This is a genomic window from Bradyrhizobium sp. WBOS08, assembly GCF_024585125.1.
Taxonomy (GTDB): domain Bacteria; phylum Pseudomonadota; class Alphaproteobacteria; order Rhizobiales; family Xanthobacteraceae; genus Bradyrhizobium; species Bradyrhizobium japonicum_B.
Genome location: NZ_CP028988.1, coordinates 3,597,347 through 3,623,183, shown reverse-complemented (window position 1 = coordinate 3,623,183; position 25,837 = coordinate 3,597,347). Strand labels below are relative to the sequence as shown.

Below are 25,837 nucleotides of genomic sequence, written 5' to 3'. Positions count from 1 at the left end.
CAAGATGCAGAGCCGGCTTCCCATCATTGTCTTCGCGCTCGTGATGGCGGCGATCCCGTTCGTCCCGGGAATGCCCCCATTCTGGATCGTGCTGCTCGACAATATCGGCCTCGCCGCCCTGGTCGCGATGGGCCTCGTGCTGCTGACCGGCGTCGGCGGTCTCACCTCGTTCGGCCAAGCCGCCTTCGTCGGCTTCGGGGCCTACACCACCGCGGTGCTGTCGACGGCCTACGGCGTGTCGCCATGGCTGACGCTGCCGCTCTCGCTCCTCGTCAGCGGTCTGTTCGCGGTGCTGCTCGGCCTGATCACCGTCCGCCTGTCCGGCCATTATCTGCCGCTCGGCACGATCGCCTGGGGGCTCGGCCTGTTCTATCTATTCAGCAAGCTGGAATTCCTGGGACGGAACGACGGCATCTCGGCGATCCCGCCGCTGTCGATCGGCACCTTCAAGATGCTCTCGCCCGGCTCGATCTATTACGCGATCTGGATCGCCGTGATCATTTCGGCACTGCTGACGATGAATCTGCTGGACTCCCGCACCGGCCGTGCCATCCGCGCGCTCAGGCGCGGCCATGTCGCGGCGGAAGCCTTCGGCGTGCACACGCCGCGCGCCAAGCTGCTGGTGTTCATCCATGCAGCGGTGCTCGCCGGCCTCTCGGGATGGCTCTACGCCCATCTCCAGCGCGCGGTGAACCCGACCCCGTTCGGCGCGCATATGGGCATCGAATATCTCTTCATCGCCGTGGTCGGCGGCGCCGGCTACGTCTGGGGCGGCGTTCTGGGCGCCGCGATCGTCGTGGTCCTGAAGGAGGTGCTGCAAAGCTATCTGCCGCTGATCCTGCCGGGCTCCGGCCAGGTCGAGACCATCGTATTCGGCATCATGCTGGTGGCGCTGCTGCAGCTCGCGCCCGGCGGTCTCTGGCCCTGGCTGATGTCGTTCCTGCCGGAGCGCACGAGCGGCAGGAAGCCCGACACCTCGCAGAAGCTGGAACATCGCGCCCGTGCGGCCGGCGAGTCCGGCGTCCTGCTCCAGGTCGACAAGGCACGGAAACAGTTCGGCGGCGTGGTCGCGGTCAACAACGTCTCGTTCGACGTCCAGGCCCGCGAGATCGTCGCGCTGATCGGCCCGAACGGCGCCGGCAAGAGCACGACCTTCAACCTGATCACCGGCGTGCTGTCGGCGACGTCAGGCTCGATCTCGGTGCTCGGCAAGAAGGTCGACAACGCGCCGCCGCAGGAGATCGTCAAGCTCGGCATCAGCAGGACCTTCCAGCACGTGAAGCTCGTCCCCGACATGACCGTGCTGGAGAACGTCGCGATCGGCGCGCATCTGCGCGGCCATTCCGGGCCGATCTCCTCGATGCTGCGGCTCGATCGCGCCGACGAGGCAAAGCTGCTTGCGGAGGCCGCCCGCCAGATCGAGCGCGTCGGCCTCACCGAGCAGATGCACCAGCTCGCAGGCTCGCTGTCGCTGGGACAGCAGCGCATCGTCGAGATCGCGCGGGCGCTCTGCGTCGATCCGATGCTGCTGCTGCTCGACGAGCCCGCCGCAGGCCTGCGCCACATGGAGAAGCAGCGGCTGGCGACGCTGCTGCGTGACTTGCGCGACGGCGGCATGAGCGTGCTTCTGGTCGAGCACGACATGGGCTTCGTCATGAACCTTGCCGACCGCATCGTGGTGCTCGATTTCGGCACCAAGATCGCCGAGGGCACCCCCGCCACGATCAAGACCAATCCCGAAGTGATCAAGGCCTATCTCGGAGTGGCGGCATGAGCGCGCTGTTGTCCGTCACCGACGCCCATGTCGCCTACGGCAAGGTCGAGGCAGTGCGCTCGGTCTCGCTCGAGGTCGGGGCCAACCAGATCGTCACCATCGTCGGCGCCAACGGTGCCGGCAAGACCACGCTGCTGTCCGCCATCATGGGCATCCTGCCGCTGAAAGGCCGCGTCGTCTTTGCGGGTGAGGATCTCGCCCGGCTCGACATCGAGGACCGCGTCGCGATGGGGCTAGGCCTCGTTCCCGAGCACCGCGAATTGTTCGTGACCATGAATGTCGAGGACAATCTCGAGCTTGGCGCCTTCCGTATCGAGAGGTCCAAGGCGAGGGCCTCGATGGAGCGGGTCTACACGCTGTTTCCGCGGCTCAAGGAGCGGCGCAAGCAGCTCGCCGGCACGCTCTCGGGCGGCGAGCAGCAGATGCTCGCGATGGGCCGCGCCCTGATGGGCGAGCCGAAGCTGCTGATGCTGGACGAGCCGAGCCTCGGCCTCGCCCCGATCATCGTCGCCGACATCTTCCGTATCGTCGCCGAGCTCCGCGCCGCCGGCGTCTCCGTGCTGCTGGTCGAGCAGAACGCGCAGGCGGCGCTGAAGATCGCGGACCAGGCTTACGTGATGGAGCTCGGCGAGTTCGTGCTCAGCGGCAAGGCCAGCGACATTGCCGCGAACGAGCGGGTGGCGGCGAGCTATCTCGGCTTCCAGCACGAAGGCGCGAGCGCGATTTAGATCAAGGCGCCCCGACGCACTCACTGTCATCGCCCGCGAAGGCGGGCGATCCAGTACGCGGCGGCGTTAGTGATTGATCGACACGCCTCGGCGTACTGGATGCCCCGCCTTCGCGGGGCATGACACCGGAGCGTGAGAACTGCAGAGGTCAGCCTCAACCCGCCCCCTTCTTCCCCCGTAGCGCCGCAACCTCCGCTTCCAGCTCTGCGATCCTCGCATCTCGCGCCGCGAGCGCGGCTGCGACATCGGGCGCGTCGAACTTCTGCGGGATGTGCTGCGGGCAGTTGGAGTCCCAGGCCGCGATCCTGAACAGGATCACCTGCTCCGGCCGGGCGCGGTAACCCTTCGGCATCAACGAGGCCGTCAGCGCCTCGTCGTCCTCGACGACGCGCGCCTCGCCCCAGATCTTCACCCGGCGGCGATGGGCGTAGTCCATCACGAAGATGTAGGCCTTGGGATTCTCCGAGAGGTTTCCCTGCGTGATGTATTGCCGGTTGCCGGCGTAGTCGGTGAAGGCCAGCGTCTGCTTGTCCAAGACCTTCAGGAATCCCTTCGGACCGCCGCGGTGCTGGATATAGGGCTGGCCGTCGGCCGATGCAGTGGCGAAATAGAAACTGCTGGCGTCGGCGAGGAACGCGGCGAGGTTCTCGTCGACCTCGGTGCGCCATCCTCGCTGCTCGGCATGGGCATAGCCCTCGCGCGATCCCTTTCGGGTCTGGATCGATTTCACCGCCGGCGAAAAGGCGACGTCGCTGGCATAGGTGTGGGTTGCCGTCATCGGGATAACTCCTGGATTTCCGGCGCATCGGTGCGTCTGTCACGGGTCAAGATGGACCTTCCAAAGGCCCAAACAATCGATCCACTTGACACTTCATCATTGCAATATATGCAATAATCCCATGGACCGCCTCGAAGCCATGCATGTCTTCGTCACCGTCGCCGATCTCGGCGGCTTTGCGCCGGCGGCGCGCAAGCTGCGGCTGTCACCCTCGGCGGTGACGCGGCTGATCGCGGCGCTGGAGGAGCATCTCGGCGCGCGGCTGCTGCAGCGGACCACGCGGCAGGTGACGCTGACCGATGTCGGCACGCGCTATCTGGAGCGGGCGCGGCGGATCCTCGCCGATGTCGAGGAAGCCGACGGCTCCGCGCGGGAGGAGCGCAACCGGCCGAGCGGGCGGCTGGTGGTCTCGGCCCCGGTCGGCTTCGGCCGGCTGCATGTCGGGCCGGTCATGACCGCCTATCTCAAGCGCTATCCCGAGGTTGCCTGCGAATTGCGGCTCTCCGACCATCTCGTCAACCTGGTCGAGGACGCCGTCGACGCCGCGGTGCGCATCGGCCACCTCGCCGATTCCTCGCTGGTGGCGCGTCAGGTCGGCGAGATGCGGCGGATCGTGGTGGCCGCGCCCGCCTATCTCAAGCGCCATGGCGAGCCGAGGACGCCGGAGGCGCTGCGCGAGCACCAGACCATCCAGTTCGGCCCGTCCGCGAGCTGGCATTTCATGCAGGACGGCCGCGACATCGAGGTGACGGTCGCGCCGCGCTTCACCAGCAACAGCGCCGACGCCGCCCTGCAATATGCCGAGGCCGGCGGCGGCGTGACACGGGTGCTGGCCTATCAGGCCGCGGAGGGGCTGAAGCGCGGGCGGCTGAAGATCGTGCTGGCGGCATACGAGCAGCCGGCGCTGCCGATCCACATCGTCTACCCGACCTCGCGCCTGCTCTCGGCCAAGGTGCGCGCGTTGATCGATCTCGTGGTAGAGACGGCGGAATGGAGGTTTGGGTAGGTCGCGTGTCCCGGACGCGGTGCGGCGCGAAGTGCCGCTCCGCAGAGCCGGGCTCCAGAAAGCAGTACGGTCCCATGCGAGTATGGGTCCCGGCTCTGCGCAGCAGCGTTGCACGCTGCAGCGCGTCCGGGACACGGAGAGTATCACCCCTTCTTCGGCACCACGCGGAACGTCCCGCTCGCCCGCGCGATCACGGCATCGTCGGCTTTCGCCAGGCATTGCGCGAAACAGACTGTGGTGCCGGTCTTGATCGCCTCGCCCTCGACAGCGAGCCATTGGCCGATCTCGGCGGCCCCGGCATAGTCGACCGACAGCGAGATGGTGACCAACGAGGTCGACCAGCCCGTCGCCTGGGCACAGCTATAGCCCATGGCGGCATCGGCCAGCGCGGCAATCAACCCGCCATGGATCAGCCCGCGCGCGTTGGTGTGCGGCGTCGCCAGCCGCAATCCCACGGTGACGCCTTTCCCGGTCTTCTTGGAGTAAAGCGGCTCCCAGGGATCGGTGAGCGGCGCCTTGCGGAAATGCGGCTCGAAGCCGGCGGGGATGTCGGTGAGGGTCATGGCTGTCTCGCGTTGCGTGTCGGCAACATTCAACACGACGGACGCGGTGGGCGCATCAATTACAAAGTTTCAAACGGGATTTGCGCGCGTGTTTGAAACGCGCGAGGGCACAGATCGCGTAGGGTGGTCAAAGGCGCGTAGCGCCGTGCCCACGATCTCTGCACAATTGAGAAAATTGGTGGGCACGCTTACGCTTTGCCCACCCTACGGCACCGTCCTTAAAACGGCAGCCCGACGTAATTCTCCGAGAGCGACGTCATGGCCGCCTGCGACTGGGTGACGTAATCAAGCTCGGCGAGCTGGATGCGCGCGCCGATGCTGCCGGTGTCGGGGAATTTGTGCAGCATCGAGGTCATCCACCAGGAGAAGCGCACCGCTTTCCAGACCCGGGCCAGCGCCTTGCCGGAATAGGCGTCGATGCCGGCGCTGGACTTCTCGTCGTAGAATTCGCGCAGCGCGCCCGCCAGATAATGCGCGTCGCTGGCGGCGAGGTTGAGGCCCTTGGCGCCGGTCGGCGGCACGATGTGGGCGGCGTCGCCGCACAGGAACATCCTGCCGAAGCGCATCGGCTCGGCGACGAAGCTGCGTAGCGGCGCGATGCTCTTCTCGATCGAGGGGCCCGTGACGAGGCTGTCGGCCGCCTCCTGATCCAGCCGGCGCTTCAATTCGTCCCAGAAGCGGTCGTCCGGCCATTGGTCGACATGGTCGTCGAGCGAACATTGCACGTAATAGCGGCTGCGCCTGGTCGAGCGCATCGTGCAGAGCGCAAAGCCGCGGGCGTGGTTGGAGTAGATCAGCTCGTGGCTGACCGGCGGCGTGTCCGAGAGAATGCCGAGCCAGCCGAACGGATAGACCCGCTCGAACTCCTCGATCGCAGAGGCCGGAACACTGGCCCGGCTGACGCCGTGGAAACCGTCGCAGCCGGCGATGAAGTCGCAATCGAGCGTGTGGGTGACGCCGTCCTTGACGTAAGTTACGCGCGGGTGACTGCCGTCGAAATCGTGCACCTGGACGTCTTTGGCCTCATAGACCGAGACGAGACCGGTGGTCTTGCGCGCATTCATCAGATCGAGCGTGACCTCGGTCTGCCCGTAGATCATGACCGTCTTGCCGGTCGCACCCTTCATGTCGATGCGATGACGGCGCCCGGAAAATGCGAGCTCGATGCCCTCGTGCACCAGACCCTCGGCATGCGCCCGGGTGCCCGCCCCGACCTGGTCGAGCAGCGCGACGGTTCCCTCCTCCAGCAGGCCGGCGCGGATACGGCCGAGCACGTAGTCCGGGCTCTGCCGCTCCAGAATGACATTGTCGATGCCGTAAGCGTGCAGCAGTTGCCCAAGCAACAATCCGGCCGGCCCGGCCCCGATGATTGCGACTTTTGTCCGCAATACTTGCTCCTCCCGATCCTGTAGGCTTTCGTAGCGGCCTGCTTGTCGCTTCAAGATGCTCAGGATAATTATACCATATAATCGTTGGGCAAAAGGGGAGCGCGGTCGCCGCGAAGGCGACAAGTCCATGCAACAGGGCTGACGGTGGATGCGCGCCAATTCCGGCTTGAACCCGTCCGCCATCTAGATAACATGTTAATTAATCAGACCGGGCCGTCGAAGCCCGCCGTCGACAACAGGGAGAGACGCGTGATGAGAAGAGCCTGTCTGGCATTGCTGCTGGCCGCGAGCGTGACGCCTGCCTTGGCGCAGGACAAGACCTTCGATCTGAAGATCTCGCACTGGGTACCGGCTTCACATCCGCTGCAGAAGTCGCTGGAAGACTGGGCCGCGGCGGTGGAGAAGGATTCCGGCGGCACCATCAAGGGCAAGGTTTTTCCGGCCCAGCAGCTCGGCAAGGCGTTCGACCATTACGACATGGCGCGCGACGGCATCGCCGACGTCACCTACGTCAATCCCGGTTATCAGCCCGGCCGCTTCCCGATCATCGGCGCCGGCGAGCTGCCGTTCCTGATCTCGGACGCCAAGGGCGGCTCGATGGGCCTGGACGCCTGGTATCGCAAACATGCCGAGAAGGAGATGAAGGACGTCAAATACTGTCTCGCCTTCGTCCACTCGCCCTCGTCCTTCCATTCCAAGACCAAGAAGATCGTGATGCCCGAAGACGTGAAGGGCATGAAGATCCGCCCGGCGCACGCCACCATGGCGAACTTCGTCACTTCGCTCGGCGGCACCAACGTGCAATCCTCGGCGCCGGAAGTGCGCGACATCATCGAGCGCGGCGTCGCCGACGGCGTCACCTTCCCCTGGGGCTCGCTGGTACTGTTCGGCATCGACAAGGTGACCAAGTACGACATGGAGGCGCCGCTCTACACCACGACCTTCGTGTTCGTGATCAACAAGGACAAGTACAATGCGATGTCCGACAAGCAGAAGGCCGCGATCGACAAGAACTGCTCGGTCGAGATGGCAGGCGTCGTCGGCGAGCACTGGGGCAAGTTCGAGGATGCCGGCATCGCCAAGGTGAAAGCGGAATCCAGCCACGAGGTCTACAAGCTGACGGCCGAGCAGACAGCCGCCTGGAAGAAGGCCGCCGAGCCCTTGGTGAAGACCTGGAGCGAAGGCGCCAAGAAGGCCGGCGCCGATCCGGATGCCGCGCTCGCGGACCTCAAGGCCTCGCTGAAGAAGTACAACGCACTGGCGGAGTGACGCCGCGGCCGATCAGACGCTTGCTGCACCTCTCCCGTTCGCGGGAGAGGTCGCGCCGAAGGCGCGGGTGAGGGCTCTCTCCTCTTGGGGGCTCTCGATTTGCAGAAGCACCCTCTCCCCAACGCTCCCCCGCAAGCGGGGGAGGGAGCGCGTCTCCCTCGCGGAAAACCTGAACCGGCTTCGCTGGACTGGATAGGATTCTTCCTCATGAAGCGCTCCTGGATGGATCGCGTGATCGACTCGATCGAATGGATCGCGGCCGGCTTCGTCGGCATCGTCGCGCTCGACATCTTCCTGTCGGTGCTGCTGCGCAACACGCTGAACTATTCGATTCCCGACAGCTTCGACATCGGCCGCATGCTGCTCGGCATCCTCATCTTCTGGGGCATCGCCGCGACCTCCTATCGCGGCACCCACATCACCGTGGACCTGATCTGGGCCAATGTCGGGCCGCGCTACCAGCGCATGATCGACGTGTTCGCGACGCTGGTGCTGCTGTTCGTCGTGACGGTGCAGACCTGGACGCTGTTCGACAAGGTCCGGCTGACCTACAACGACAATGTCCAGACCTTCGACCTGCACATGCCGACCTGGCCATTCTTCCTCGTCGCCTGGATCGGCGACGTCTGCGCCGTGCTGCTGATCGCGATCCGCACGTACCGGCTGATCTTTCACCCCGAAGACATGCAAGAACCGAAGATCAAGGTGACGGAGTGACGATGAGTACCGACGCCGTCGCCGTCATCGGCTTCGTATCCCTGTTCGCCCTGATGCTGCTGCGCGTGCCCGTCGGCATGGCGATGGGCCTCGTCGGCGTGACCGGCTTCAGCTACCTCGTCGGTTCGACGCCGGCCCTGAAGATGGTGGGCCAGGTCACCATGCGGACGGTGACCGATTACACCTTCGGCGTGATCCCGATGTTCCTGCTGATGGGCTCATTCGTCAGCAATTCCGGCATGAGCCGCGAGCTGTTCCGCGCCGCCAACGGCTTTGTCGGCCATTTGCGCGGCGGGCTCGGCATCGCCACCGTCGGCGCCTGCGGCGGCTTTGCCGCGATCTGCGGCTCCTCGGTCGCGACCGCCGCGACCTTCTCCGCCGTCGCCTATCCCGAGATGCGCCGGTTCGGCTATCCGCAATCCTTCGCCACCGGCGTGATCGCGGCCGGCGGCACGCTGGGCGCGATGCTGCCGCCGTCCACCGTGCTCGCGGTCTACGGCATCATCACCGAGCAGGATATCGGAAAGCTGTTCATCGCCGGCATCATTCCCGGCCTTCTGGCGATGAGCATGTACATGATCACGATTTTCCTGATCGGCTATTTCCGTCCCGATTTCCTGCCCAAGGGCAAGGCGACGTCGTGGCGCGAACGCTTCGCCGGGCTGAAGGACATCTGGGCGCCGGTGCTGCTGTTCATATTCGTGATCGGCGGCCTCTACGGCCTGCCCTTCCTGCCGCGCTTCACCCCGACCGAAGCCGGCGGCGTCGGCGCCACCGGCGCCTTCATCATCGGCGTGCTGACCGGCCGTCTCGATCGCGAGAAGGTGCTGGCCTCTCTGCTGCAGGCAACCCGCACCGCGGCCGCCGTGTTCACCGTGCTGATCGGCGCCCTGATCTTCGGCTATTTCCTGACGATGACGCAGACGCCGCAGAAGGTCACGGAATTCCTCACTGGCCTCGGCCTCGGCCCCTACGGCGTGCTGGCGCTGATCATGGTGATGTATCTCGTGCTCGGCTGCCTGATGGACGCCATGGCGATGATCATCCTGACCGTGCCGATCATCTTCCCCGTCATCATGCATCTCGGCTTCGACCCGATCTGGTTTGGCGTCATCATCGTCATGACCGTCGAGCTCGGCCTGATCCATCCGCCGGTCGGCATGAACGTCTTCGTCATAAAAAGCGTGGTGAAGGACGTCTCCTTCACCACCATCTTCAGGGGCGTGATCCCGTTTGTGGCAACCGACCTCATCCGCCTCGTGATCCTGATCGCCTTCCCGCTGCTGGCGACTTGGCTGCCAACCCGGATGATGGCGAATTGAGAGGCGACGCGATGACCACACCCACCCTCCAGACCAAATACGCCTTCACCATCACCGCGCGCATCGGCGACGTCGTCACCGCCGGCGAGACCGGGATCGGCGTTCGTCGCATCATCCCGATCATCGGCGGCGAGGTGAAAGGTGCGATATCAGGCAAGGTGCTGCCGTTCGGCGCCGACTTCCAGACCATCCGCCCCAACGAGCTGATCGATCTCGAAGCGAAATACGCCTTCGAGACCGACGACGGCGCCGTGGTCTATGTCGAGAACAAGGGCATGCGCTTTGGCCCGGTCGAGCTGCTGCAGAAACTCAAGCGCGGCGAGCCGGTCGATCCCAAACTCATCTATTTCCGCACCGTGCCGAAGTTCGAGACCGGGCACGAGAAGTATCGCTGGTTGATGGAGCACATTTTCGTCGGCTCCGCGGCGCGGCACGCGGACCGCGTCGTGATCGACGTGCATCAGGTGCTGTAAGAGCTACTACCTCGTCATTGCGAGCGCAGCGAAGCAATCCAGAGTCCCTCCGTGGAAAGATTCTGGATTGCTTCGCTGCGCTCGCAATGACGGAGGGGGAGGCAGCAGCAGCGCGTCAAAACGCCCCGAGCCTCTGGCCGCGGCGTCAGACCCCGGCAACCGATCCCTGCCTGGGGTTGATATCGTCCTGCCCTCCTTGACCTTGACTCCCCCAGAATTCGTTATACAACATAACTATTCTGACAAGGACGCAAATGACACAGGGAAACGCCGAGACCGCTGCCGCGGGTGGCTCCGGGCTACTCCGGATCGAGAGGGTGGACCGGGTTCTGACCGTGGGTCTGAACCGGCCGGCCAAGCGCAATGCGCTCAATGACGGCATCATCCTGGAAATCGGCGAGTGTTTTGCGTCCCTGCCCGAGGACATCGGCGCCGTCGTCATCCACGGCATCGGCGACCATTTCTCCTCCGGCCTCGACCTCTCCGAGCTGACCGAGCATGACGCGACCGGCGGCCTGCTGCATTCCCAGATGTGGCACCGGGTATTCGACCGCATCCAGTACAGCCGCGTGCCCGTGATCGCGGCCCTGAAGGGCGCCGTGATCGGCGGCGGGCTGGAACTCGCCTGCTCGGCGCATATCCGCGTCGCCGAGCCCTCGACCTATTTCGCGCTGCCGGAAGGACAACGCGGCATCTTCGTCGGCGGCGGCGGCTCGGTGCGGCTGCCGCGGCTGATCGGCGTCGCCCGGATGATGGACATGATGCTGACGGGGCGCGTCTATAGCGCGACCGAAGGCGCATCCTACGGCTTCGCGCAATATGTGACGGAAGCCGGCAACGCGCTCGGCAAGGCCATGGAGCTTGCGACCAAGGTTGCCTCCAACGCGCCGCTGACCAATTTCGCCGTGCTTCAGGCGCTGCCGATGATCGCGGAGGCCAATCCGCAGACCGGTCTGTTGATGGAATCGCTGATGGCGACCGTGGCGCAGAGCGACAAGGAGGCAAAACGCCGGATCCGTGAATTCCTCGAGCACAAGACCGCAAAGGTAAAGCCGAAGCCATGAGCGCGCAGCCGTCCTCTTCCAGCATGGAGCGCGGCGCGAGTGCTTTCCCGCTGCGGCCCATCTCGTTCGGCGATCCCGCCGTCAATATCGAACGGCGCGACGACGGCACGATCTACCTCAGGCCGAAGCAGCCGCTCGGCGACTATCCCGTCCGCCTCACCGACCGCCTGCATCATTGGGCGGCGACCACGCCGGATCGCGTCTTCATGGCGGAGCGCGAAGGCGGCCGCGGCTGGCGCAAGATCACTTACGCCGAGCTGCTCGTCGCGAGCCGGCACATCGCTTCGAGCCTGATTGCGCGCGGCCTGTCGGCGGAGCGGCCGGTCGTGATCCTCTCCGGCAACTCGATCGACCACGCCTTGGTCGCGTTCGGCGCGTTCTACGCCGGCATTCCGTTCTGCCCGGTATCGCCGGCCTATTCGTTGGTGTCGAAGGACTACGGCAAGCTGTCCTATCTGATGAAGCTGCTGACGCCCGGCCTCGTCTTCGCCGAGGATGCCGACAAGTTCGCCGATGCGCTCGCCGCCAATGTCTCGCTCGGCACCGAGATCGCGGCCTCCTATGGCCGCGTGCCGGGCCGCGACGTCACGCTGCTCGCCGACCTCATGGCGACGCCGACCCGCAGCGATCTCGACGACGTCCATGGCAGGATCGGCCCCGATACCATCGCGAAATTCCTGCTGACCTCGGGCTCGACCGGCAATCCGAAGGCCGTCATCAACACCCAGCGCATGATCTGCGCCAACCAGGTGATGCTGCGTGAGACGCTCGCTTTCCTGAAGGACGAGCCGCCGGTCATCGTCGACTGGCTGCCCTGGAATCACACTTTCGGCGGCAACCACAATATCGGACTGACGCTCTACAATGGCGGCTCGATGTATCTGGACGCCGGCAAGCCGATGCCTGGGGGCATCGAGGAGACCGTGCGCAATCTCCAGGAAATCTCGCCGACGGTCTATTTCAACGTGCCCAAAGGCTATGAATCGCTGCTGCCCTATTTGCGCGAGGATCAGGGCCTGCGCGCAAAATTCTTCGACCGCCTGCACGCGATGTTCTTCTCGGGCGCGGCGCTCTCGCCGTTCATCTGGGACAGCCTCGACGAGCTCGCGGTGAAGGAAAAAGGTTATCGCGTGCCGATGCTGACCGGGCTGGGCGCGACCGAGACCGCGCCGTTCTTCATGTCGGTCAATCCGCGCACCAGCCGCTCCGGCCATGTCGGCCTGCCCGTTTCGGGCAACGACGCCAAGCTGGTGCCGAACAACGGCAAGCTGGAGGTGAGGGCCAAGGGGCCGAACGTCATGCCCGGCTACTGGCGCCAGCCCGACATCAGCGCGAAGTCCTTCGACGAGGAAGGATTTTACAAGATGGGCGATGCGCTCAAGCCCGCCGATCCCGACGATCTCAACGCCGGCTTCGATTTCGACGGCCGTGTCGGCGAAGACTTCAAGCTTGCCAGCGGCACCTGGGTCAGCGTCGGCCCCTTACGCGCGCGCCTCACCGCGGCCTGCGCACCGCTGGTGCGCGACGTCGTCATCGCCGGCATCAACCGCGACGAGATTTCCGCGCTGGTGGTGCTCGACCTCGACGGTTGCCGGCTGATCAATCCGACGCTGCCGGCCGATGACCTCGTCGTCGCGACGCGCGACCGTCTGGTCCGCGAAGCTTTCCGCGAGCGCCTGACCGGTTTCCTCAGCCAGGCCACGGGATCCTCGACACGCATCACGCGCGCCATCCTGATGGACACGCCGCTGTCGATCGACAAGGGCGAGGTCACCGACAAGGGCTCGATCAACCAGCGCGCCGTGCTGGAGCACCGCACCGAATTGATCGAGGAGCTCTACGCTGCCAATCCGTCGGGCCGTGTGATATCGGTCGGATGAGAAATCAACGCTACAGGAGAACGCCATGTTGTTGAAGGATCAGGCAGCCATCGTCACCGGCGGCGCATCGGGACTGGGCGCGGCGACCGCGCGAAAGCTGGCGGCCCAGGGCGCCAAGGTCGCGGTGTGCGATCTCAACACCAAGCTCGCCGAGACGGTTGCCGCCGAGATCAAGGGCGTGGCCGTGACCTGCGACGTGTCCGATGCCGCCTCCGCCGAAGCCGCGGTGGCGCAGGCTGCGAAGGCCCACGGCCCGGCGCGCGTGCTGGTCAATTGCGCCGGCATCGGCGTTGCCAAGCGCGTGGTCGGCCGCGACGGCCCGATGGCGCTCGCCGATTTCGACAAGGTGATCAAGGTCAACCTGATCGGCACCTTCAACATGCTGCGCCTTGCCGCCACCGAGATGTCCAAGCTGGAGCCGCAGGCGACCGGCGAGCGCGGCGTCATCATCAACACCGCCTCCGTCGCCGCCTATGACGGTCAGATCGGGCAATCCGCCTATTCGGCGTCCAAGGGCGGCATCGTCGGCATGACGCTGCCGATCGCGCGTGAGCTGGCGCAATTCGGCGTCCGCGTGCTGACGATCGCCCCCGGCCTGTTCCTGACGCCGCTGCTCGCCAACCTGCCGCAGGAAGCCCAGGATTCGCTGGCCGCCGCCATCCCCTTCCCGCGCCGGCTCGGCAATGCCGACGAATTCGCCGCGCTCGCGCTGCACATGGTCGAGAACGCGTACCTAAACGGCGAGGTGGTGCGCCTTGACGGCTCGCTGCGCATGGCGCCGAAGTAAAATTGATGAGCGAGATTGCAACAGCGACCTCGACCTTACCTCTCCCATTGGGAGAGGTCGGCGCGCAGCGCCGGGTGAGGGGCCTTGCCCCATCGAGAGAGCGTACTCCCTCACCCGAATTGCTGCGCAATTCGACCTCTCCCTGCGGGAGAGGTGAGGACCGGCACCAGTGAGCACCAACCGCATGTTCGTGAACCGGCGCGAGGTCCAGATCCAGTGGGGCGACTGCGACCCCGCCAACATCGTCTACTACCCGCGCTATTTCGCGATGTTCGACGATTCGACCTCGACCCTGTTCGAGGTCGCCGGCTTCTCCAAGCAGGATTTGGTCCGCAAATACGGCCTGGTGGGCATCCCCATGGTCGACACGCGGGCCAAGTTCTACATCCCCTCGACCTATGGCGACTGGATCACCATTGAAACGAGAATCGAGAGCATCAAGCGCTCGAGCTTCGAGGTGAAGCACAACGTCTACAAGGGCGAGGCGCTGGCGCTCGAGGGGTTCGAGACCCGCGTGCTGGTCGGCCGCGATCCCGGTAACCCCGACAAGCTGAAATCGGCACCATTCCCGGCGGAAATGGTAGCCAAGTTCACGGGAAGCTAAATCGCCGCATCACCAAAAGAGGGGGCTGAAATACCCCCCGATTTCTGCTTTCAAAGAACCACGTCAAGGGAGGAATACATGAAACGCTTTTATTTGACCGCTGCCGTCACCGCGGCCGCGCTGGCGCTGCCAGTGCTGCCCGCACTCGCCCAGACCGCCGAAGTCACCATCGGCATCACCACAACCACGACCGGGCCGGGCGCGGCGCTCGGCATTCCCGAGCGCAACGCGCTGGAGTTCGTGCCGAAGGAGATCGGCGGAGTGCCGCTGAAGGTGATCGTGCTCGACGACGGCGGCGATCCCACCACCGCGACCACGAACGCCCGCCGCTTCGTGACCGAATCCAAGGCCGACGTCATCATGGGCTCGGCGCTGACGCCGCCGACGATCGCCGTCTCCAACGTCGCCAACGAAGCCGGCATTCCGCATTTCGGCCTGGCGCCGTTCCCGATCACGCCGGAGCGCATGAAGTGGTCGGTCGCAATGCCGCAGCCGATTCCGATCGTCGGCAAGGTGCTGTACGACCACATGAAGGCCAAGGGCGTGAAGACGCTCGGCTATATCGGCTATTCCGACTCCTACGGCGATCTCTGGTTCAACGATCTGAAGGCGCAGGCCGTGCCGATGGGCATGACCATCGTCGACGAGGAGCGTTTCGCCCGTCCCGACACCTCGGTGACCGGACAGGTGCTGAAACTGGTCGCCGCCAATCCCGACGCCATCCTGGTCGGCGCATCCGGCACCGCGGCCGCGCTGCCGCAGACCGAGCTGCGTGAACGCGGCTACAAGGGCCTGATCTACCAGACCCACGGTGCCGCCAGCATGGACTTCATCCGCATCGCCGGCAAAGCGGCGGAAGGCGTGCTGATGGCGTCTGGCCCCGTCATGGCCCCCGAGGAACAGCCGGACAGCGCGCTGACCAAGAAGCCGGGCCTCGCGCTGAACGCGGCCTATGAGGCCAAGTACGGCCCGAACAGCCGAAGCCAGTTCGCCGGCCATTCCTACGATGCGTTCGAGATCCTGAAGCGCGTCGTCCCGGTGGCGCTGAAGACGGCCAAGCCCGGCACGCCGGAATTCCGCGAAGCCATCCGTCAGGCGCTGCTGTCGGAGAAGGACCTCGCGGCAAGCCAGGGCGTCTACAACTTCACCGAAAAGGACCGTTATGGCGTCGACGAACGCGCCCGCATCCTGCTCACGGTGAAGGACGGCAAGTACACGCTGGTGAAGTAGGCGCGACGAACACGTCAAGACGACGAGAGCCGGCCGATGGGCCGGCTCTTTTGTTTTTGGCTTCTGGTTCGAAACCGCCCTGAGGTCGTCACGCCCGGGCTTGTCCCGGGCATCCACGCTCTTCGTGCCGTGCGGCAAGGCGTGGATGGCCGGGACAAGCCCGGCCATGACGGTGTGGCGACATCAGCGCTACGCCGCCTGCCGCAGCGGGGCCCAGGCGAATTCGGGGTAGTACGTCTCCATCATGCGGTCGACAAAGGCGGTGAGGTTCGGAAAGGACTCGGCGCGCTCGCGCAAGGTCGATTCGAAAAACGGCGTCAGGACGCCGGCGAGCATACCGAAGGCGGTGGCGTCGACGCCGCAGGGCTTGCTGCCCATCAGGTACGCCTTGTCGCCGAGCTGCACCGAGAGCGCAAACAACGAGCGCACGGCGAGGTCGACGTCGTCATCGGGGGCGTGGCGGCCGAGGCCGGAGAGCAGATAGTTCTCGGCGACGCGGAACTGCGCATCCTCGCGCAGCTTCTCGCGGTTGTGCTCCGGTGCGCCGTCGAAGAAGTGCGCGGGTCCCTTGGCGAAATTCACCGGATCGACCCAGCGCGCCCCGACCAGCCCCCAGTAGACATGGTGCTCGACCATCCGTTCGAACGCCCAGGCCTGCGCACGCTCGGCCAGCGACAGGCCGGCATCGAAATCGAAGCCGTAGCGACGCTCGATATGGGCGCGGATGAAGGTGGAATCAGCCACCGCCTCACCGCCGTCGTCGATGAACGGCAATTGCCCCTTGGGTGAGGCCGGCGGCATCGCCCGCTCCTTCCGGTAGGGCAGTCCCGCCATCTTGAGCTGCACCTCCGTCTTGGTGACGAAGGGGCTGATTTCCGGCAGGCCGAAGCCGGTGCCGAAGCCGTAAAGCGTGATCATGCGAACTCTCCTGAACCTCTCGAAAGTCGACGGAACCTAGCGACCGGCTGCTGCCACCATGGTGGCAGCAGCCGTGATATGTTCTGCGAAGCGGGCTCCCCGCCAGGCGCGGCCCATCACGTGGCGGACCAGCGCGTCCGCGGCCTGGGTCAGCGAGCGTGCCACCACGCTTGCGAGAGCAAACCGGAGATCGACGGCCATGAGATCGAGCGAAACGAGGCGGCCGAATGCCGATACGGACCACGCCTGTGCCCGCAGCATCGGAATCGCCGGGCCGAAATGGGTTGGAATGATCATGGACAAATCCCCTTCAGTCGATGTGTTGTCCCCGGTATAGAACCCCCCTGCTGCCAACATCCTGTCAGCAGCCGCGCGCCGCTTGCTGAAAAACCACCGATAAGAGAATTGTCATGAGACGCGCCGACCGGCTGTTTCAGATCATCCAGGTGCTCCGGCGCACGCGTAAGCCGCTGACGGCGGACGCCATCGCGGCCGAGCTCGAGACCTCGAAGCGCACGATCTATCGCGACATCGCAACGCTGATCGGCCAGCGCGTGCCGATCCGCGGCGAAGCCGGCATGGGCTACATCCTGGAGAAGGGATTCGACTTGCCGCCCTTGATGCTGACGCCCGACGAGATCGAGGCGGCCGTGCTGGGCGCGCAATGGGTCGCCGGCCATGCCGATTCGGCGCTGGCGCGCGCGGCCGAAGATCTGATGGCCAAGATCGCAGACACCGTGCCCGAACGCTTGCGCCCCTTCGTGCTGGAGCCGGCGAGCCGCGCGCGCCCAAGCTGGAACAGGGAGCCGGACCGCCTGGACATGGCGCGCACCCGCACCCAGATCCACGAAGGCAAGAAGATCATGCTGCGCTATCGCGACGAGCAGGGCCGCGCCAGCGAGCGCATGATCTGGCCGATCTCGGTCGGCTATCTCGAAGCGGTGCGGCTGCTTGCCGCCTGGTGCGAGCTGCGCGGCGACTTCCGCAGCTTCCGCACCGACCGCGTCGTGGAGGCGAACTATCTCGACGAGAAATATCCGGAACGACGCGACGTGCTGCGCGCAAGATGGCGGCAGAGCCTGGTCTGGGGCCCGCCAAAGGACACGTGACGAGGATGCAGGAGAGCTCCCCCATCGATCCGTCGAGTTGCTGCCAGAGTTGCGGTGCGTGCTGCGCCTATTCGGCCAACTGGCCGCGCTTCTCGATCGAGAGCGACGAGGAGCTCGCTGCGATTCCGGAGACGCTGGTCAACGAACGCCAGTCCGGCATGCGCTGCGAGGGCGATCGCTGCTCGGCCCTGCAGGGGGACATCGGGAAAGCCACCGCGTGCGGCATCTATGCGACGCGGCCGGAGGTGTGCCGCACCTGCATGCCGGGCGATGCCGAATGCGCGATGGCGCGGCGGAAGTTCGGATTGCCGGTGATCGCAATCGTTTAGGCGGGAACGGCTTCGCCGATCTCGTCGTCGAGCTCGTCATCGAGCGGGGCGAGCACCGACAGCGGCTTGGTCGACAGCGTGATCGGCTTGCGGCCGCCCGACAGCGAAGGCGAGGCTTTCGCAGCGCCCTCCCGCGACAGCGCATAGAGCGTCGAGCCGACACGGCCGCCGTTCTCGATCAGGTCGCGCTCGCTGCAGCTCGCTGCGATCACGACCGCCAGCGAATGCAAATGGTTGCGGCGATAGCAGAACAGCGCCAGCCTGGCGCGTGCGTCAGGGGAAACACTCTCAACCAACCTCGGCAGGCCACTCTCGCTGGCGCGGTACATCTCGCCAAGGAGTTCGTCGCGAACCGGGCAGAAATCGCTTTCAAAGGCGTCGCGGCTTGAAAACATTGCAGTTCTCCCTCGTGTGAGGAAGATGCAGCGCAATTCTCTAATGAAAGGTTAACCACGCCGGCCGGTAGTCACCCGGGGTGCTTGCGCCTGTGGACGAATCAGGACCGCAGGAAGAAGCTCGTGAGGAGCTGCGTAGCCCGGATGGAGCGCAAGCGTAATCCGGGGCCAGACTAACCGCATCGCTCGGTTGCGCCGTCTGGAACGAATCCCGGATTGCGCTTCGCTCCGTCCGGGCTACGGGATCAATCGCTGGTTTCAGTTCGCCGCCATGAAGATGGAAAGCCCGAAGCCGGTCAGATGATGCAGCGCCTGGTCGACGCCGATCAGGGTCCAGAACCAGGGATGCGCCAGGTCGACCCCGAAATTCGCCGAGACGAACCCCTTGGCGCGGTCGATCGTGATGTGGATCACGAAGTCGATGAAGGCCACGAACCAGAATTTCGGCGCCACGATCAGGATCAGCGGCAGTGCAACCGCAAGGTGAACGAGGCAGTGCACCAGAAGCGGCAGGGCCCAGCCGTGCTTCTGGTCCTTGCCGTGCGCCATCCAGGCGGTCTGGAGGACGAAGTCGGCGATGATGTGCTTGAAAGTGAGCAGCAACATCCAGCCAATGAGCGCTTCGACCGGAACCGCCGATGACATGGGTGGAAACGACAAGGCTGACGCCCTCATTGACGTGACAAGGAAAATTGGAGCGTTCAGCGCAACTTATTCTTGAACCAGGTCTGGACCGGTCAAATCGCCGGGAGGCGCGATTTATGACATCTCCCGCGGCGGAATGCAGCCGGGGGAACCGGAAATTCGCCAAGTGTGGCTAACTGGGCATAGGGCGAGCCATAGCCTCGGCAGCCTCGCGTAAGGTTACCGTCGGCTCGAAATTTGCTTTCCGCGGCCTTCGCGCTATCATTCCAGACAGAGAATATCGTTCTTTTTTCAGACGTTTACGAATTTTGGGGCGCCCCCCGCGATCGCATCGGCGAGCTGCCCGCCACCGAGACAATAAGGCCAGAGTGCTGCCATGAGTACTGAAGGCCCGACTTCGTCACTCACCGAACCGCCGCCCCGGCGCCCCAAGGTGATCAAGACCAATCAGCAGCAGGTCTTCCTCTACGTCGTGCTGACCCTGCTGTTGTCGCTGGCCACGGTCTGGGCCGGCCGCGTGATGCTGCACAATTCGGAAACGCTGACCTTTGCCGTCGGCGCTCCCAACACCGACGAGGCGCTGTTCGCGGCCAAGCTTGCCAGCGTGCTGACGTCCAACGCCTCGCGCTTGCGGATCAAGATCGTCAACAGCGCCGACAGCGCCAAGGCGCTCGCACAGTTCGACCGCAAGCAGGCCGACCTCGCCGTCTTGCGCACCGACGCCAAGGTCCCGCTGCGGGCGCGCACGCTCGCGATCCTCGAGCACGATCTCGTGCTCCTGCTCGGTCCCGGCAACAGGAAGATCAAATCGATCGCCGAGCTGAAGAAGAAGAAGGTCGCGGTTCTCGCCGAGAGCGAATCCTCCCTCGCCTTCGTGCGCAGCATTCTCGACATCCCCGACCGTCCGGACGCGGCGGAGATCCAGATGGCGCCGCAGGGCGCAACGCTCGACAAGCTGTTCGCACCGGCAAACGGCTTTGGCGCGGTCGTCGCCGTCGTCCATGCCTCCAGGGCTGTCAGGGACAAGGCCTATGAGCAGGTCGCCCGGCGCGGCGGCTTCACGCTCAACGCGATCGACGAGGCCAAGGCGCTGGCGCGCAGGCTTCCCGGCATTTCCAGCGAGACGCTCACGGCAGGCACGCTGTCGACATCCCCGCAAATTCCCGATGACGACCTCGACACGATCGGGCTGGAATGGCTGCTGGTGGCGCAATCCAGGATGTCCCCGAGCACGGCAGGCGAGCTCGCCCGCATCGTCTACGAGAACAAATCCGCGCTCGGGCTCGACAACGGCTTTGCCACCAGGATCGAGCCGGCCTCCGTCGAGAAGGATGCCTTCGTGATGGCGCACCAGGGCGCGGCCGATTACATCAACGACGACACCAAGTCGTTCATGGATAAGTACAGCGACTTGATGTATGTGGGCGCCGCCGCGCTCAGCGTCATCGGCTCGATCTTCGCCGCGATCTACGCCAAGATCACCCGCATCGCGCCGGAGAAGGCCAGCGAACTCTCCACCGCCATCCTCGACATCGGCGAGCGGATCGAGCACGCCCACTCGCTGGATCAGCTCGAATGTCTTCAGGACGAGCTCGAGGGCATCCTGCGCGGCGCCGTCATCGGCCTGCGAGACGGCACGATCAGTACCGATGGGCTCGACACCTTCAAGCTGGGCTACGAGTTCGTCCGCGACGAGATCGGCATGCGCCGCGACTATCTGAAACGTCATGCCAGCGAGACCGAGAAGTCGGCGCCGGGCGCCGGCCCCGCCCCGCACGACGACAGCAATGTCGTGGTCGTGAAGACCGCCCAGAGCGCCTGAGCAGCCAGGTCGTTCGGGGCCGCGGCTGCAGCGCATCACGACGTGCTGCACTGCGTCCGGGCACGCGGCTTGGGGCTGTGACCTCCGCGCTGTCGGTAGTCTGGAACCAGCGTGATCTGCAACCGTTGGTTCTGCTGCAACCGGAAACCGCCGCATGCGTGCACTTCTCATCATCCTCCTCCTGGGAATGCTGGCGGCGGCCGGGTACTTCGCCTATTCCGCAATAGCGGTCGAAGGCGAGCCGATTCCGACGGAAGGCTATGTGGCGCTGGGCGCGGGGTTTTCCATCATCGTCGGCGTCGGGCTGATGGTGTTGCTGTTCTTCAGCAGCCGGCGCGGTTACGACGAGCCGCCTCATTTCAGGTAGACCCCGCGACCAAGGCGGCCGGTGTCGCGGTCACCTTCGGCGCACTCAGCAGGGTCTTGCTGTCGGAGCAGCGGCGTGCTCTGGGTGCGCGAGGTGGTGCCGGACGCTGCGGCCTCCGACAGCTTCGAGATGGCACGGCCCCCCTCGCCGACACCGTCGACGCTGAGGCCAAACGCCGCGCCCTCGACAACAAATAGGATGGAGACAAGAATGTCGGACGTCACCGACGCAGCGACCAGCCCCCTGCTCCAATGCGACGGCGCACGCGCCACCATCCGCCTCAACCGGCCGAAGCATCTCAACCGGCTCCAGGCGGAAGACCTCGACGAACTCGTCAGGCTGTTCGACCTGATCGAGGCCGATCCAGCCATCCGCGTACTGGTGCTCACCGGCACCGGCCGCGCCTTCTCCGCCGGGTATGACCTCAACTCGGTCGCCGAGCGCGCCGTCAGCGCAAACGAGCAGGAGAGCGCGGGCTCTGCCTTCGAACTCGTCGTCAACCGGCTGGAGGATCTCGGCGTGCCGACGATCTGCCGGCTCAACGGCGGCGTCTATGGCGGCTCGACCGATCTCGCGCTCGCCTGCGATTTCCGCATCGGCGTCGACACCGCCGAGATGTTCATGCCGGCCGCACGGCTCGGGCTGCATTATTACCGGAGCGGCATCAAGCGCTACGTCACCCGGCTCGGCATCGACAACGCGAAGCGACTGTTCCTGACCGCGCAAAAGATCGGCGCCCCGGAGATGCTGCGGATCGGCTATCTCACCGCCATGGTGCCGGTGGAGTACCTGGACGAGGAGGTCGACCAGCTCGCGACGGTTCTCGCCGGCAACGCGCCGCAGGCGATGGCCGGCATGAAGCGCGCCATCAACGAATTCGCCCGCGGCGAGCTCGATGATGGTGCCGCCGACCAGCGCCACCGCGACAGCATGCGCGGCGAGGAGATCAAGGAAGGCATCAAGGCATTCGCAGAGAAGAGAGCGCCGAGGTTTTGAGGGACGGGTCGGGGAGCACGAGGAGACGCTTCATACTGCATTGTCGTCCCGTTTCCCGCCATCAGAACGAAAGCCTTTACGCTCCCGCCGCCTTGGCATGCTGCGCGGCCATCTCCTCATCGGCCGCGTTGATGCGCTGGAATGCCGGTCGCGAGGTCATGCGCTCGGCGTAGCGGACGAAGACGTCCTTCTTCGGAACGATGCCGAACATCATGGTCCAGCTGAACGCCACGCCCCACAACACATCGGAAGCCGTCATGCGTTCGCCGAGCAGATACGGCCCCCTCGACAGTTGCGCTTCGAGCGCGCCGAGCATGGTGTCGTAGTCGGCATAGGGCGACTGCGTGATGGGCGCCGGCTCGCGCTGCATGAACTTGTCGATCAGCGCCGGCTCGAAGGATGAGCCGTAATAGGCGATCCAGCGTAGATATGGACCGCGCAGAGGATCGTTCCGGGCAGGTGTCAGACCCGCCTGCGGGAAGAGATCAGCGAGATGAATGGTGATCGCGACCTGCTCGGTCACTAGGGCCTCGCCGTGGCGGATCGCCGGGACCTTGCCGAGCGGATTGATGGCGAGATAGGCCGGCTTCCGTTGCTCGCCGGACTTCATGTTGAGGACGTGGAGATCATAAGGCGCCCCCAGCTCCTCCAGCAGCACCCGCGTGCCGGTGGCGCGGCTTTGCGGTGAATAATATAGCGTGATGCGGTTCGGATCGGTCATGGCAGGCTCTCCTGGGGCGCTCTCTGGCAAGGCGCATCTTGTAGAGACCCATACCTGACATCCTCTGTCAGGTATGGTTTAAGGAAATCATGCGCGCGAGCCGGATGCTGTCGATCCTCACCACCCTCCAAGCCAGGGGGCAGGTCACTGCGCCCGAGCTTGCGGAGTCCTGCGAGGTCTCGGTGCGCACGATCTATCGCGACATTGACGCGCTCGCGGCGTCGGGCGTCCCCGTCTACGCCGACCGCGGCGCGGAGGGCGGCTATCGCCTGCTCGACGGCTACCGCGTGCGACTGAACGGCCTGTCGCAGAGCGAGGCAGGCGCGCTGTTCCTGACCGGATTGCCCGGTCCTGCGGCGGCCCTCGGCCTCGATGCGGCGATGATCGCCGCGCAGAACAAGCTGATGGCGGCGCTGCCCGCCCATCTGCGCGAGGACGCCAGTCGTATGCAGGGGCGCTTTCACCTGGATGCGCCCGGCTGGTTTGGCGAGGCGGAAGAACCGAAACATCTACGCACGATTGCCGGCGCGGTGCTGCGCGGGATATTGATAAAAATCCGCTACCGGAGCTGGCGTTCCGAGAAGCAGCGCCGTCTCGCGCCGCTCGGCCTCGTGCTGAAGGGCGGGAACTGGTACCTCGCGGGCCAGGTCGACGCCAGCGTGCGCACCTATCGTGTCGCGCGCGTGCTCGACTGCACGGCGCTCGACGAAAACTTCGAGCGCCCCACCGATTTCGATCTTGCTGCCTATTGGCAGGCCGCGACACTTCGCCTCGAGGCCGAGATGCACCCCAATGTCGCGGTGGTGCGGCTGTCGCCGTTCGGCGTCAAGCTGCTCGACGCAATGAGCCAGCCTTACGTCAAGGCGCGTACGCAGCTAGCAGAGGCCGGTGATGCCGATGGCTGGCGCATTGCGCGCGTCCCTGTCGGCAAGACATCCTGGCACGCCGCGGCCGAATTGTTGCGGCTCGGCCCCGAGGCCGAAGTGCTGGAGCCCGCCGATCTCCGCGACAAGATGACGGAACTGACGCAGGCGATGGCCGCGCGCTACCGCGCGGCGCGGAAAACATCACACCGGCACATTAAGCCGCAGGCCACGAAACAATCCTGAAACACGATTCTCCTGATCCCGCGTGAACGCGATCGCATCTCGGCCCGACCGAGATGCAGGGACACAACAACGGCCCTAGCGCCAAATGGAGAATGAAGATGTTTCGTAAGCTTGCTCTCGGTCTGATCGCCGCCGGTTCGCTCGGCGTTGCCGCTCTGGCCCCGACCGCCGCTTCGGCCGGCGGCTTCCATCACCATCACGGTCATCACCACTGGGGTCCCGGTTGGGGCTTCGGCGGCATCTACCTCAACACCGGCGTCAGCAATTGCTACCAGGAACGCCTGGTCCGGACCCGTCACGGCCTGCGCGTGCGCGTCGTCAATGTCTGCGCCTACGGGATCTACTGAGCCGCCTGCATCTGTTGACGAATCCCGGTCGCCCGGCGACCGGGGTTCGCCATCTCAGCCTGCGAGAGCTACCGGCGTCGCCGATGCCCCGTGCCCGTCGGCGAGAGCATTGCGCTCGGAGATCCACCGTTCGGCGCGCGATCGCCGCAGCGAGGGCGCAAAGAAGTAGCCCTGGGCGACATCGCAGCCGATCCGGCGGATGATCTCGAGCGCTTCGGAGCTCTCGACGCCCTCGGCCACGACCTTCATGTTGAACGCTTTCGCCAGCGCCACCGAGGCATCGACGATCTTCATCATGTCATCGTCGGATTCGCAGCCCTTGATGAACGACTGGTCGATCTTCAGCTCGCTGAACGGCAGCCGCGCCAGGGCCGCGAGCGACGAATAGCCGGTACCGAAATCGTCGATGGCCGTCCCGATCTTCTTGAGCCGCAGCCGCACCAGGATGTCGTTGGCACGCTCGACGTCGGCCATGGCCGAAGTCTCGGTGATCTCCACCGTCAGCGAGGTCGGCGAGATGTTCTCGCGGCGCAGGATCTCCTCGATCCGGTCGGGCAAGGCCAGATCGGACATCAGCGAGCCCGAAATGTTGACGGCAATGGTGAAGCCGGGATTGCGCTCGATCAGCTTGCGGCCCTGCGACATCGCCGATGACAGGATGCAATCGGTCACCTCGCGCATGAGGCCGGCCTCCTCGGCGATCGGAATGAAGACCATGGGCGAGATCATGCCGAATTCGGCGGTGCGCCAGCGTGCGAGCGCCTCGGCGCCGACGACCCTTCCGGTCTCAAGCGAGATCTTCGGCTGAAACTCGACGAAGAATTCGCGGTCGGCGAGGCCGCGCATGATTCTCGCCGGCGTGATCGGGAGCTGCGGCGAGGTCGATGCCGCGGCCAGCGGCGCACGCCGCGGAGATTCGAGTGCGCTGCGCAAGCGGTTCAGATCGAGCGGCTTTGTCAGGCATCCGCCGACCGACAGCTTCAACCCGTTCGCGACCCGTCGCGTGGCCTTCATGATACGATCGTCGCAGCCGCTGATGATGACGATCGACATCTCGCGGAGGCCTCGCTCGGCGACGAAGTGCAACAGCTCCACCCCGTCCCGCTCTCCGAGCGACAGGTCGAGCGCCATGATCTCGAAGGCCTCGCGGCCCAGCAGCTCGGTTGCGGCCTCATAGGAGGACGCAACGACCGTCTCGTAGCCGAGTTTCGCCCCGATCTTGCCGATCAGGACTCGCTGCACCAGGTCGTCGTCGACCACAAGAAGACGGCCTCTCGTCGCACTCATCACCAAACTCTCCAGACGTCGGCGGCGTTGATGCCCACAACGCTTACAGCAGCGGTCTCGCCTGGTCATGAATACAACACGGCTAAAACTTTCCCGATCCGGAGGAATTCGTTAGGCATCTTCTTCGAGGCGCCAAGCGATTGATTTTGATCAGGTTTATGCCGAGCGCGACGGCACGGTACCGGAATGCTCCGGGCCATCGAGCAAGT

At 65.0% G+C, this 25,837-nt stretch carries 29 protein-coding genes; 19 read left to right on the top strand and 10 right to left on the bottom strand.

The window, feature by feature from the left end; all coding sequences use genetic code 11:
* The first annotated feature begins 4 nt into the window (after positions 1-4).
* Together DCM80_RS17270 and DCM80_RS17265 are read left to right on the top strand one after the other, a co-directional pair.
* Positions 5-1,774 (top strand): ATP-binding cassette domain-containing protein, encoded by a 1,770-nt coding sequence (locus DCM80_RS17270; RefSeq protein ID WP_257192807.1) that lies wholly within the window; start codon positions 5-7, stop codon positions 1,772-1,774.
* Complete coding sequence (locus tag DCM80_RS17265; protein WP_257192806.1) at positions 1,771-2,502, top strand: ABC transporter ATP-binding protein; 732 nt, start codon at positions 1,771-1,773, stop codon at positions 2,500-2,502. The genes DCM80_RS17270 and DCM80_RS17265 overlap by 4 nt, the downstream gene beginning before the upstream one ends.
* A 154-nt stretch (positions 2,503-2,656) precedes the next feature.
* On the opposite strand, the gene DCM80_RS17260 is transcribed toward DCM80_RS17265, so the two are convergent.
* Positions 2,657-3,280 (bottom strand): pyridoxamine 5'-phosphate oxidase family protein, encoded by a 624-nt coding sequence (locus DCM80_RS17260; RefSeq protein ID WP_257192805.1) that lies wholly within the window; start codon positions 3,278-3,280, stop codon positions 2,657-2,659.
* 121 nt (positions 3,281-3,401) lie between these two features.
* Between DCM80_RS17260 and DCM80_RS17255 the strand changes: the two genes are divergently transcribed.
* Positions 3,402-4,286 (top strand): LysR family transcriptional regulator, encoded by an 885-nt coding sequence (locus DCM80_RS17255; RefSeq protein WP_257192804.1) that lies wholly within the window; start codon positions 3,402-3,404, stop codon positions 4,284-4,286.
* A 143-nt stretch (positions 4,287-4,429) separates the two neighbouring features.
* Here DCM80_RS17255 and DCM80_RS17250 read toward each other — a convergent pair whose 3' ends face one another.
* Together DCM80_RS17250 and pobA are read right to left on the bottom strand one after the other, a co-directional pair.
* Positions 4,430-4,849, bottom strand: a complete 420-nt coding sequence (locus DCM80_RS17250) for a PaaI family thioesterase (RefSeq protein WP_257192803.1) — start codon at positions 4,847-4,849, stop codon at positions 4,430-4,432.
* Between the two features lie 218 nt (positions 4,850-5,067).
* Positions 5,068-6,237, bottom strand: a complete 1,170-nt coding sequence (gene pobA / locus DCM80_RS17245) for a 4-hydroxybenzoate 3-monooxygenase (RefSeq protein WP_257192802.1) — start codon at positions 6,235-6,237, stop codon at positions 5,068-5,070.
* Positions 6,238-6,489: 252 nt separating this feature from the next.
* On the opposite strand from pobA, the gene DCM80_RS17240 reads away from it, so the two are divergent.
* The 9 genes from DCM80_RS17240 (at position 6,490) to DCM80_RS17200 (ending at position 15,583) form a co-directional block, all read left to right on the top strand.
* Positions 6,490-7,506: a TRAP transporter substrate-binding protein gene (locus DCM80_RS17240; RefSeq protein ID WP_257192801.1), complete on the top strand. Its 1,017-nt coding sequence runs from the start codon at positions 6,490-6,492 to the stop codon at positions 7,504-7,506.
* Between the two features lie 207 nt (positions 7,507-7,713).
* On the top strand, positions 7,714-8,223 hold the full coding sequence (locus DCM80_RS17235; protein ID WP_257176274.1) for a TRAP transporter small permease: 510 nt from the start codon (positions 7,714-7,716) through the stop codon (positions 8,221-8,223).
* A gap of 2 nt (positions 8,224-8,225) precedes the next feature.
* Positions 8,226-9,545, top strand: coding sequence for a TRAP transporter large permease (locus DCM80_RS17230; protein WP_257192800.1), 1,320 nt, complete (start codon positions 8,226-8,228; stop codon positions 9,543-9,545).
* An 11-nt stretch (positions 9,546-9,556) separates the two neighbouring features.
* Positions 9,557-10,018 (top strand): DUF3237 domain-containing protein, encoded by a 462-nt coding sequence (locus DCM80_RS17225; protein ID WP_257192799.1) that lies wholly within the window; start codon positions 9,557-9,559, stop codon positions 10,016-10,018.
* Positions 10,019-10,272: 254 nt separating this feature from the next.
* Positions 10,273-11,082, top strand: a complete 810-nt coding sequence (locus DCM80_RS17220) for a crotonase/enoyl-CoA hydratase family protein (RefSeq protein WP_028138599.1) — start codon at positions 10,273-10,275, stop codon at positions 11,080-11,082.
* Positions 11,079-12,962, top strand: a complete 1,884-nt coding sequence (locus DCM80_RS17215) for a feruloyl-CoA synthase (RefSeq protein ID WP_257192798.1) — start codon at positions 11,079-11,081, stop codon at positions 12,960-12,962. The genes DCM80_RS17220 and DCM80_RS17215 overlap by 4 nt, the downstream gene beginning before the upstream one ends.
* A 25-nt stretch (positions 12,963-12,987) precedes the next feature.
* Positions 12,988-13,749 carry an SDR family NAD(P)-dependent oxidoreductase gene (locus DCM80_RS17210; RefSeq protein ID WP_257192797.1) on the top strand — a complete coding sequence of 254 codons (762 nt, stop codon included), beginning with the start codon at positions 12,988-12,990 and terminating at the stop codon, positions 13,747-13,749.
* Between the two features lie 184 nt (positions 13,750-13,933).
* On the top strand, positions 13,934-14,353 hold the full coding sequence (locus DCM80_RS17205) for a thioesterase family protein (protein WP_257197964.1): 420 nt from the start codon (positions 13,934-13,936) through the stop codon (positions 14,351-14,353).
* 78 nt (positions 14,354-14,431) lie between these two features.
* Entirely contained in the window at positions 14,432-15,583 is a 1,152-nt protein-coding gene (locus tag DCM80_RS17200; protein ID WP_257192796.1) for an ABC transporter substrate-binding protein, read from the top strand.
* A gap of 189 nt (positions 15,584-15,772) precedes the next feature.
* Here DCM80_RS17200 and DCM80_RS17195 read toward each other — a convergent pair whose 3' ends face one another.
* Both DCM80_RS17195 and DCM80_RS17190 read right to left on the bottom strand, forming a co-directional pair.
* Positions 15,773-16,501, bottom strand: coding sequence for a glutathione S-transferase family protein (locus DCM80_RS17195; RefSeq protein ID WP_028138604.1), 729 nt, complete (start codon positions 16,499-16,501; stop codon positions 15,773-15,775).
* Between the two features lie 36 nt (positions 16,502-16,537).
* Complete coding sequence (locus tag DCM80_RS17190) at positions 16,538-16,798, bottom strand: hypothetical protein (RefSeq protein ID WP_028138605.1); 261 nt, start codon at positions 16,796-16,798, stop codon at positions 16,538-16,540.
* A gap of 113 nt (positions 16,799-16,911) precedes the next feature.
* Here DCM80_RS17190 and DCM80_RS17185 point away from each other — a divergent pair, with 113 nt between their 5' ends.
* Entirely contained in the window at positions 16,912-17,610 is a 699-nt protein-coding gene (locus tag DCM80_RS17185) for a YafY family protein (RefSeq protein WP_212087737.1), read from the top strand.
* Positions 17,611-17,615: 5 nt separating this feature from the next.
* Complete coding sequence (locus DCM80_RS17180) at positions 17,616-17,939, top strand: YkgJ family cysteine cluster protein (RefSeq protein ID WP_257192795.1); 324 nt, start codon at positions 17,616-17,618, stop codon at positions 17,937-17,939.
* On the opposite strand, the gene DCM80_RS17175 is transcribed toward DCM80_RS17180, so the two are convergent.
* Positions 17,936-18,334, bottom strand: a complete 399-nt coding sequence (locus DCM80_RS17175; RefSeq protein ID WP_257192793.1) for a hypothetical protein — start codon at positions 18,332-18,334, stop codon at positions 17,936-17,938. The two genes, DCM80_RS17180 and DCM80_RS17175, sit on opposite strands and share 4 nt — an antisense overlap.
* Before the next feature lie 258 nt (positions 18,335-18,592).
* Positions 18,593-18,940 (bottom strand): DUF3307 domain-containing protein, encoded by a 348-nt coding sequence (locus DCM80_RS17170; protein WP_049820470.1) that lies wholly within the window; start codon positions 18,938-18,940, stop codon positions 18,593-18,595.
* Between the two features lie 415 nt (positions 18,941-19,355).
* On the opposite strand from DCM80_RS17170, the gene DCM80_RS17165 reads away from it, so the two are divergent.
* Both DCM80_RS17165 and DCM80_RS17160 read left to right on the top strand, forming a co-directional pair.
* A complete protein-coding gene (locus DCM80_RS17165) occupies positions 19,356-20,801 on the top strand; it encodes a TAXI family TRAP transporter solute-binding subunit (protein WP_257192792.1) in 1,446 nt (481 codons plus the stop codon).
* 154 nt (positions 20,802-20,955) lie between these two features.
* Complete coding sequence (locus tag DCM80_RS17160) at positions 20,956-21,168, top strand: hypothetical protein (protein WP_257192791.1); 213 nt, start codon at positions 20,956-20,958, stop codon at positions 21,166-21,168.
* Here the strand turns inward: DCM80_RS17160 and DCM80_RS17155 are convergent.
* Entirely contained in the window at positions 21,156-21,392 is a 237-nt protein-coding gene (locus tag DCM80_RS17155) for a hypothetical protein (RefSeq protein WP_257192789.1), read from the bottom strand. The genes DCM80_RS17160 and DCM80_RS17155 overlap by 13 nt on opposite strands.
* Here DCM80_RS17155 and DCM80_RS17150 point away from each other — a divergent pair.
* Positions 21,379-22,164, top strand: coding sequence for an enoyl-CoA hydratase/isomerase family protein (locus tag DCM80_RS17150; protein ID WP_257192788.1), 786 nt, complete (start codon positions 21,379-21,381; stop codon positions 22,162-22,164). The genes DCM80_RS17155 and DCM80_RS17150 overlap by 14 nt on opposite strands.
* Positions 22,165-22,240: 76 nt before the next feature.
* On the opposite strand, the gene DCM80_RS17145 is transcribed toward DCM80_RS17150, so the two are convergent.
* On the bottom strand, positions 22,241-22,885 hold the full coding sequence (locus DCM80_RS17145) for a glutathione S-transferase family protein (protein ID WP_257192787.1): 645 nt from the start codon (positions 22,883-22,885) through the stop codon (positions 22,241-22,243).
* 89 nt (positions 22,886-22,974) lie between these two features.
* Here DCM80_RS17145 and DCM80_RS17140 point away from each other — a divergent pair, with 89 nt between their 5' ends.
* Both DCM80_RS17140 and DCM80_RS17135 read left to right on the top strand, forming a co-directional pair.
* Positions 22,975-23,994, top strand: a complete 1,020-nt coding sequence (locus DCM80_RS17140) for a YafY family protein (protein ID WP_257192786.1) — start codon at positions 22,975-22,977, stop codon at positions 23,992-23,994.
* Positions 23,995-24,092: 98 nt separating this feature from the next.
* Positions 24,093-24,341: a hypothetical protein gene (locus DCM80_RS17135; RefSeq protein WP_028138614.1), complete on the top strand. Its 249-nt coding sequence runs from the start codon at positions 24,093-24,095 to the stop codon at positions 24,339-24,341.
* Positions 24,342-24,395: 54 nt separating this feature from the next.
* Here DCM80_RS17135 and DCM80_RS17130 read toward each other — a convergent pair whose 3' ends face one another.
* Positions 24,396-25,628, bottom strand: coding sequence for an EAL domain-containing protein (locus DCM80_RS17130; RefSeq protein ID WP_257192785.1), 1,233 nt, complete (start codon positions 25,626-25,628; stop codon positions 24,396-24,398).
* Positions 25,629-25,837: the final 209 nt, after the last annotated feature.

Coding starts and splice junctions, on each gene's coding strand:
- DCM80_RS17240 (WP_257192801.1), top strand. CDS start 6,490: ATGAGAAGAGCCTGTCTGGCATTGCTGCTGGCCGCGAGCGTGACGCCT.
- DCM80_RS17220 (WP_028138599.1), top strand. CDS start 10,273: ATGACACAGGGAAACGCCGAGACCGCTGCCGCGGGTGGCTCCGGGCTA.
- DCM80_RS17185 (WP_212087737.1), top strand. CDS start 16,912: ATGAGACGCGCCGACCGGCTGTTTCAGATCATCCAGGTGCTCCGGCGC.
- DCM80_RS17205 (WP_257197964.1), top strand. CDS start 13,934: ATGTTCGTGAACCGGCGCGAGGTCCAGATCCAGTGGGGCGACTGCGAC.
- DCM80_RS17180 (WP_257192795.1), top strand. CDS start 17,616: ATGCAGGAGAGCTCCCCCATCGATCCGTCGAGTTGCTGCCAGAGTTGC.
- DCM80_RS17265 (WP_257192806.1), top strand. CDS start 1,771: ATGAGCGCGCTGTTGTCCGTCACCGACGCCCATGTCGCCTACGGCAAG.
- DCM80_RS17150 (WP_257192788.1), top strand. CDS start 21,379: ATGTCGGACGTCACCGACGCAGCGACCAGCCCCCTGCTCCAATGCGAC.
- DCM80_RS17195 (WP_028138604.1), bottom strand. CDS start 16,501: ATGATCACGCTTTACGGCTTCGGCACCGGCTTCGGCCTGCCGGAAATC.
- DCM80_RS17210 (WP_257192797.1), top strand. CDS start 12,988: ATGTTGTTGAAGGATCAGGCAGCCATCGTCACCGGCGGCGCATCGGGA.
- DCM80_RS17230 (WP_257192800.1), top strand. CDS start 8,226: ATGAGTACCGACGCCGTCGCCGTCATCGGCTTCGTATCCCTGTTCGCC.
- DCM80_RS17170 (WP_049820470.1), bottom strand. CDS start 18,940: ATGTTGCTGCTCACTTTCAAGCACATCATCGCCGACTTCGTCCTCCAG.
- DCM80_RS17225 (WP_257192799.1), top strand. CDS start 9,557: ATGACCACACCCACCCTCCAGACCAAATACGCCTTCACCATCACCGCG.
- DCM80_RS17190 (WP_028138605.1), bottom strand. CDS start 16,798: ATGATCATTCCAACCCATTTCGGCCCGGCGATTCCGATGCTGCGGGCA.
- DCM80_RS17260 (WP_257192805.1), bottom strand. CDS start 3,280: ATGACGGCAACCCACACCTATGCCAGCGACGTCGCCTTTTCGCCGGCG.
- DCM80_RS17200 (WP_257192796.1), top strand. CDS start 14,432: ATGAAACGCTTTTATTTGACCGCTGCCGTCACCGCGGCCGCGCTGGCG.
- DCM80_RS17165 (WP_257192792.1), top strand. CDS start 19,356: ATGAGTACTGAAGGCCCGACTTCGTCACTCACCGAACCGCCGCCCCGG.
- DCM80_RS17255 (WP_257192804.1), top strand. CDS start 3,402: ATGGACCGCCTCGAAGCCATGCATGTCTTCGTCACCGTCGCCGATCTC.
- DCM80_RS17135 (WP_028138614.1), top strand. CDS start 24,093: ATGTTTCGTAAGCTTGCTCTCGGTCTGATCGCCGCCGGTTCGCTCGGC.
- DCM80_RS17250 (WP_257192803.1), bottom strand. CDS start 4,849: ATGACCCTCACCGACATCCCCGCCGGCTTCGAGCCGCATTTCCGCAAG.
- DCM80_RS17270 (WP_257192807.1), top strand. CDS start 5: ATGCAGAGCCGGCTTCCCATCATTGTCTTCGCGCTCGTGATGGCGGCG.
- DCM80_RS17130 (WP_257192785.1), bottom strand. CDS start 25,628: ATGAGTGCGACGAGAGGCCGTCTTCTTGTGGTCGACGACGACCTGGTG.
- DCM80_RS17215 (WP_257192798.1), top strand. CDS start 11,079: ATGAGCGCGCAGCCGTCCTCTTCCAGCATGGAGCGCGGCGCGAGTGCT.
- DCM80_RS17140 (WP_257192786.1), top strand. CDS start 22,975: ATGCGCGCGAGCCGGATGCTGTCGATCCTCACCACCCTCCAAGCCAGG.
- DCM80_RS17145 (WP_257192787.1), bottom strand. CDS start 22,885: ATGACCGATCCGAACCGCATCACGCTATATTATTCACCGCAAAGCCGC.
- DCM80_RS17160 (WP_257192791.1), top strand. CDS start 20,956: ATGCGTGCACTTCTCATCATCCTCCTCCTGGGAATGCTGGCGGCGGCC.
- DCM80_RS17235 (WP_257176274.1), top strand. CDS start 7,714: ATGAAGCGCTCCTGGATGGATCGCGTGATCGACTCGATCGAATGGATC.
- DCM80_RS17175 (WP_257192793.1), bottom strand. CDS start 18,334: ATGTTTTCAAGCCGCGACGCCTTTGAAAGCGATTTCTGCCCGGTTCGC.